The sequence below is a fragment of the Deinococcus multiflagellatus genome (assembly GCF_020166415.1).
In the GTDB taxonomy this organism is placed as follows: domain Bacteria; phylum Deinococcota; class Deinococci; order Deinococcales; family Deinococcaceae; genus Deinococcus; species Deinococcus multiflagellatus.
This window is the reverse complement of record NZ_JAIQXV010000071.1, coordinates 1-731: the sequence shown is the minus strand read 5'-3', so window position 1 is coordinate 731 and position 731 is coordinate 1. Positions and strand designations below refer to the sequence as shown.

General features: G+C 68.7%; 1 protein-coding gene. It reads left to right on the top strand.

Translation table 11 applies throughout. From position 1 onward, the window contains the following. Positions 1–731: AAA family ATPase (locus tag K7W41_RS23355; protein ID WP_224612948.1), on the top strand; the 731-nt coding region annotated here is incomplete at both ends.

Here is a 731-nt window from a genome sequence, read left to right as displayed (position 1 = left end):
CCCCACGGCGTCCTCCTCGTCGGTCCCCCCGGCTCCGGCAAAACCCTCCTCGCCAAAGCCGTCGCTGGCGAAGCCCGGGTGCCGTACTTCTCCATCTCCGGCTCCGACTTCGTCGAGATGTTCGTCGGCGTCGGCGCTGCCCGCGTCCGCGACCTCTTTGAACAGGCCCGCAAGTCGGCCCCCTGCATCGTCTTCATTGACGAGATCGACGCCGTGGGCCGCAAGCGCGGCCTGGGCTTCCAGGGCGGCAACGATGAACGCGAACAGACCCTCAATCAGTTGCTGGTGGAGATGGACGGCTTTGGCAGTGGACAGGAGGTGATCATCCTGGCCGCCACCAACCGCCCCGATGTGCTCGACGCCGCGTTGCTGCGTCCAGGGCGCTTTGACCGGCAGGTGGTGGTGGACGCGCCGGATGTGCGGGGCCGGGAGATGATCCTGCGCATTCATGCCCGCAAAAAGCCGTTGGATGCCGGGGTGGACCTGGGGGTGATTGCGCGGCGGACGGCGGGGATGGTGGGGGCAGATCTGGAGAACCTGCTCAATGAAGCGGCGCTGCTGGCGGCGCGGTCGGGGCGGGGGCGGATCACGATGCGGGATGTGGATGAGGCGCGTGACCGGGTGCTGATGGGCCCGGAGCGGCGCTCGCTGGTGGTGCGTGAGGCCGACCGCAAGGTCACCGCCTACCACGAGGTCGGCCACGCTCTCGCCGCCCAGCTATTGCCCCATGC